Origin of the sequence: Streptomyces sp. NPDC006265 (genome assembly GCF_040613555.1) — a bacterium.
Classification (GTDB): Bacteria; Actinomycetota; Actinomycetes; order Streptomycetales; family Streptomycetaceae; genus Streptomyces.
Genome location: NZ_JBEXSH010000563.1, coordinates 1 through 5,885, shown reverse-complemented (window position 1 = coordinate 5,885; position 5,885 = coordinate 1). Strand labels below are relative to the sequence as shown.

Here is a 5,885-nt window from a genome sequence, read left to right as displayed (position 1 = left end):
GGCCCCGGCTCCCCCCCGCCCCCGGGGCTCTCTGCCGCTCAGAGGTCGCCAACTCCGGGCCTGCGTCGGCCTGTCGCCTCATCGACGATCGCCCTGAGCTGTCTGCGCTGGCGGTCCTCCTCCGTGATCCGGGTGGCGAGCACGGCTCGGTCGGTGTGGGGGTCGACGGCGGCCAGGACCAGGCGTTGCAGCTCGGCGGGGTCGAGCGCCTCGACTTCCCACTGCACCGGTCGGGCCGGGTCGAGTTGGTACCGGCGGGCGAAGGCCGGCCAGCGTGGGTCACCGGCCTTGCCCGTGGCTGCTGGCAAGGCATGTTCGCGGACCTGGTCGTGGGTGAGCAGGACCCGCTCCACGGAGTTCCAGCAGGCAGTGCGCGCCACCCAATCGCGTTCGATATCGGCGCCGGAGGCGTCGAAGTCCCCGACGTACAGCAGCGCGGTCGAGCGCGGGTCTCGGGCGATCCGTTCGCGGACGACCTGGACGTAGGTCTGGCTGCCGAACCCCCTGACGACGAGCACGGGGATGCCCGTTTCCTGCAGCCAGCCGGTGAGCTGGGCTCGCAGAGTGTCCTTTTCGCAGGCCACGTACACGGCTGTCTTCTGTCCGACTGTGCGGTCCAGTGCGAACCAGTCAGGGACCGCGCGCAGGAACGTGGTGGCGTCCGGCCATGTGGGAGGAGCGTGGATCTCGCGCAGAGGGTCGATGAGGTCGGGGAAGTACTGCCGGCGGCGGACCTGTGCGAGCTGCGCGGACAAGCGACGGTAGGCTGGCGGTGTGTGCGGGATCGCCCCTTCGGAGACGAGCCGGTAGTAGACCTGGCGCAGGGTGCAGCCGCTGGTGACGATGGAGGCGGCGCGTTCCACGATGCGCGCCCACTGGAGTCTGCCCACACCGGTACATCGGCCCGGACCCCTTTGGCGTGCCCCGACCACCCGGATGAGCTCACGGAACGGCGCGGCGAAGCGAGCGGCTTTCGGCCGCGCCGGCCTCGGCGCGACCTCTTCGCCACGCGGTCCACGCGTCCAGCACGTCGCGGTAGAAGACGCCGTGCACGCCGGGGTGTTCGGTGAGTTCCAGGACGAACAGGGCCAGTACGGCCAGGTCGCTCTCGGCGTCGGCGAGGATCTCGGCGAGTTCCTCGGTGTGCAGGTAGACGGTGTCCTCGATGAGCTCCGGGCCCAGGAACCGCGGTCCGCCGTAGACGACCAGGCGGCCCCGCCCCGTCGTCAACTCGCCCAGGACGGAACGCGCTTCCTCGATCCGGGACGACAGGGCGCCTTCGGCCAGCGCGCTGACGATCGCGATGTCGTAGCGGTCGGCGGGCGCGGACAGCGCGCACACCCGGCCGGGACGGGCCGGGACTTCTTCCATGCCCAGCAGTTGCGCGGTGCGGGAGACGACGAGGTCCTGCAACCGCTCCTCAGCGGCCTCCACCGCAGCGGCGGGAAGGGCGGCCAGCAGCCGGCCGGCGGCCGGGGCGAGGGCATCGGTCGCGGCGCAGGCCGGCACCGCTACCCGCCGGCCATGCGCGGTGACCGCGAGGACAGGCCCGAGCAGCGGCGCCTGGCGGTGGTAGCGCAGCGGAAGGCCCTCGATCGGTTCGGTCAGCCAATCCAGCGCCCGCGCGGCGTCCTCCGGCTGCCCGCACACGGCGGTGACGGCGCCCAGGTCCGCGCCGGCCAGCAGACGGGCGGCGCCGACCTCGTCTTCGGTGAGCGCGCACACGACCTGCGGGTCCTCGTCCTGCGCGGCAGGCGGCCATGCCGGGGACACCGCGGTGAGGGTGTGGTCACTCAGGCGCAGCGCGAGCTCGAGAACGTCGCTCAGGCCGAACCCGACCGCTGCGCGCGCCGGTTCATCGACAGCCAGCGCGGTCAGCTGGAGGCTGCGGAGGACGAGGAGGGGGTGCGCGAGCTGGCCGGGATGGACCAACAGCCGCTCCTCCGCCGACGTGGCGAACCGGACCCGGCCCCGTACGTCACTGGGAACCCGGTCGGTCACCACGCCGCGCCCGGGCGCCGCCCGCCCGGCGGCCGCGACCAGCCCCGGCAGGTCCGCGGCGGCCGCAGCAGCACCGGTACGCGCGGGAGTTCGCAGGGCGCGGGTCCACAGCAGCAGGAGGTGGTCGTGAACGCGGGAACAGCCCGGAGACGCCAGCGCGGCCTGGAGGAGCACTGTGAGCGAATCGGTGGAGAAGGGGGCCAGCGCCCGGTCGATGGTCTTCCACTGCACCCGCCGCTGCTGAGCGGCGGTGAGCGGGCTGCGTGCCATGGTGCGTTCCATTCGTACGTCCCCGGTGATGCGAGGGCTCAGCCTGACAGGCAACACGGCACCCTCGCGCCGGTTTCGGCAGGCTGACCCACAAGACCCGCTGGTTCGTGCACCTCAGCGTTCCAGCGGCCTTGACATGTGCTTTCACATGTGCACTACCTAGGACACAGGGCGGGACACGGGGCGGGACACAGGGACACCCGGGAGACGGTCGCGCTTGGCGGCCGGCAGCTGGGCGGCCCGGCCGAGCGACTCCTCGCTGTTGCCATGGTCGTCGACCGTGTGCGCGACTCCTCCTGCTCGGCCCGCCAGTCAAGGTCGCGCCGGCCACCCAGGGAAGCTGCTTCGTTGTGCGTCGGACATACCCCACCCGCGTCGTCGCTCGTCAACTCGCCGATGCGAGGTCGACGTGCCGGCAGTCGCGCTCGACCCGCGCAACGCCCTACCGACAGGCACAAGTCGGCAGACTGGCCGCAGCCCCGACCTCCGGCCCCCGGGCCAAGCGAGCCACCGCGTGAGGGATAGCCGATTCACCCGTTCGTGTCCTTCGTTGAGGCCATGAGCGCCGACGTAGTTCACCTGCTCCACGTCGGACCGGTCCGCCCTCGGAGGACGGATCCTCCCTCCCTCCGAGTCTTTGGCCGGTCGCGACGCAACGCGCACATGGGTTGAATTTACCTATTGACACGAATAGTTGACATACGCCTGATGTCTTAAATTAACGCATTCGAGAGGCAGGCCGAGGCGCAGATCGCTGGCCGAAGCCTCACAAGATCAGCTCTTGCGCTCAGTAAAGGGATCTTAAAAACACGCCTTGACCTGCACTTTCACATGTGCACTACCTAGGACACAGGAAGGGACACAGCGCGGGACACAGGGACACGACCGGCTCTATCAGTCGACCGCTCCCCCGAATCTCGACCAGCGAGTGCAGTCCTGAATCCGGTCTGTAGACACTCCAGAGTCACACTCGGGCGACCCTAGACTCGCCCGACGGACTGCATTCCAAGCCGTCACGCCACTCCCCCTTGCACGCTTCTTTCTGCGTGCCAACCCCAGTGAGTCATCTCATCTCTGCTAGCGTGAGCCCGCCGTCCAGTGGACTGGATGGCACCCGGGCAGCAACCCAGCAAGTTCGGCGTCGCAGCGACCAGCCGTCGGGCACCAGCGATCGGGTCACGAGAAGCACGTAGGGCTTCACGTCACCCCATCAGGAAGCCCCACCACTACGGCACTCACCGCAATCTGAGGGTCGCCGAAGCGTCGACTGACTGGACTGTTCGGCCGACAAGTAGCAACTCGCCACGAAGTAAGCAGGTACTCCACTCTCATGCCTGAGCAACTCGCTACGGAGCAGGCCCAGGGCTTGGTGCCCTCTCCTGCCCGCGAAGCCGCTGCGGTTCCCGCGACGTTCCTTTCGGGGAACATCACGCCGCCTGCCCTGACAGTGCCTTCTCACGTCAGCACCGAAGTTCGGGAACTGATCTACAGCCTCCCGGAACCCTTGAGGACAGCCGTCCTCGCTGCCCTCAACACGCCTGACGGCGTGAAGATCACCATGGGCAACGCCAAGGGCGGCGTAATGAAAACGACGATGTCCGTCTACGTTGCATTGATCCTGGCACTCACCGGCGAACCCGTTCTCCTCGTAGACGCCGACGACACCAACAAAACCTGCCTCAAATGGCAGGCCGCAGCCGGAGACGACTGGCCGCCCCTCGTAACCGTCGTCGGGTATACGGGCCCCGCCATGGCCAAGCAGGTCACGGATCTCATGGCGCGAGGCTTCAAGCACCTGGTGATCGACGTTGGCCCCACGGACAAGGGGGTCCTGAAGACCGCCTGGATGCTGACTAAGCGAGGGATCGTTCCGACCCAGCAGCACGTCGGCGATGTGGTCCAGCTGACGACTACGTTCGACCTCCTCAAGGAGATGGGCGAGCGCATCGACCTCTTCGTCATGCTCGCCAAGTCGTTCCCCAAGCGCAGCAGCTTCACCAACGCTCGCGACTACATCCAGGGGCTGATCAACGGCGAGAGCGCCGACCACCCGGACGGCCTTCCCAGCGTGGATCTCCTGGAGGGCACCATTCCTCTCCTCGAAGGCATCGCTGACACCTGGGGCTCGATTCCAGACGACTTCGGCCACTTCGGGTCAGTACTCGCCGAGGCGCTCGGAGTTCCGGCTTCCGTGATCGCCGAGCGAGAAGCTGCCTGGCTCAAGGACGAGGTGGAGGCCCAGTAATGGCTGAAGCCAAAGGAGGTAGTCAGACTCCCGCTCGACGGCGGAAGGCACCGAAGGCCAGCGCTGCTTTCGGAAAGCTGAACCAGCTGTCAGCGTCTGGCGCCCTTTCCAAGATCAACAGCGATCCCCAGACGACGTCCGGTTCGGTACCTCCGGTGGACAGTGAGCCGGCCGGGCCTCTGCAGGACCAGCCGACCGCCGACAGCACGCCGACCGAGCTCGCACCAGCGGCCGCACCCGAACAGACCGAGCCCACGGATGCCGGCGCGTCTGCCAGTCCAACTGACGTACATGTGCCCGAGCCTCCGGTGGACAGTGAGCCAGCCGGGCCTGTGCAGGCCCAGCCGACCGCCGACAGCACGCCGACCGAGCTCGCACCAGCGGCCGCACCCGAACACGTTGGAGTCGCTCACGAGGAGTCCGCGGGTACACGCACGCCCGCCGAACGCGAACCCGCGGCTGTGCCCTCGATCAACAGGCTGCAGGCTGCGGAAAGCGCACGGCTCGACGCCCTGGACTCACCTGCGGCAACCACACCCATCCCTGCGCAGACGCCAGTTGAAAATCCGCCGCGACGTCTCCGGTCTGAAGACCTCGCTGCCGCCGATCTGCCCGTCTACGGACAAGAGGCGCCAGGAGGACGCGAGCCGTCTGGGGGCGCAGTCACCCTTCGGAGAGCCGCTGGGCCTGCTTTCCCGGCCACCAGCGGATTCTCCGAGAGGCGAATGCTCGATGCTCTTCCGCCGCAGCTCGCCGAGAAGGTGCAGGGGCTGCCGGTCGCGTACATCGAGCTCGCGAGGAGTTACCGCCAGGCACAGGCGACACGAACCGGTACGAAGCCTGCGAAGCGCAACATCCGGCTCCATGCCGACGTCGCAATCGCGGTGAATCGCCAGATGGTCAGCGACAAGCGAATGCTCGGGCTCAGAAACCTCAAGCCGAGCCAGTACCTGGACGCCTCCATCACCCTGGCACGCCACGTCTCGGTCACCGATCTCATCAAGGCCGCTGACGAGTTCCGAGACAGTCACCTGGGGGAGGAGAGCGGTGCAGCGTCCCCCAACCACTACAGCATCAGCCGGGAGAACGACGACTGGCTGAACGACATGATGGACGAGCTCCTTCTCGCAAACACCACTGGTCTGCATGGCCATATGGTCAACGTGATCGTCCAGTCGTTCCTTGAGCAGTTGAGGGCTGAGGCCCCGGCAACGGACTGATACAAGCCTCAAGGCCGGCCTGGGCCCAGTCGTCCATGAGGGGGGGGGGCGGGGGGCCCGGCCGGCCCCGCGGGGCGTGCAGCGCAGAAAAAAAAAAAAAAACCCAAACCAATTTGTTGACGTACCGGGCAACAACGGCCCAACCTTAA

The 5,885-nt window shown here is 67.7% G+C and carries 4 protein-coding genes; 2 read left to right on the top strand and 2 right to left on the bottom strand.

Translation table 11 applies throughout. The features are described from left to right. Window positions 1-38 precede the first annotated feature (38 nt). Complete coding sequence (locus ABZ281_RS33880; RefSeq protein WP_356661770.1) at window positions 39-890, bottom strand: hypothetical protein; 852 nt, start codon at window positions 888-890, stop codon at window positions 39-41. A gap of 52 nt (window positions 891-942) precedes the next feature. Further along, complete coding sequence (locus ABZ281_RS33875; RefSeq protein WP_356661768.1) at window positions 943-2,271, bottom strand: hypothetical protein; 1,329 nt, start codon at window positions 2,269-2,271, stop codon at window positions 943-945. Window positions 2,272-3,601: 1,330 nt separating this feature from the next. Here ABZ281_RS33875 and ABZ281_RS33870 point away from each other — a divergent pair. Continuing rightward, on the top strand, window positions 3,602-4,516 hold the full coding sequence (locus tag ABZ281_RS33870) for an AAA family ATPase (protein WP_356661766.1): 915 nt from the start codon (window positions 3,602-3,604) through the stop codon (window positions 4,514-4,516). Window positions 4,517-5,241: 725 nt separating this feature from the next. After that, window positions 5,242-5,736 carry a hypothetical protein gene (locus ABZ281_RS33865; protein ID WP_200723471.1) on the top strand — a complete coding sequence of 165 codons (495 nt, stop codon included), beginning with the start codon at window positions 5,242-5,244 and terminating at the stop codon, window positions 5,734-5,736. Window positions 5,737-5,885 lie beyond the last annotated feature (149 nt).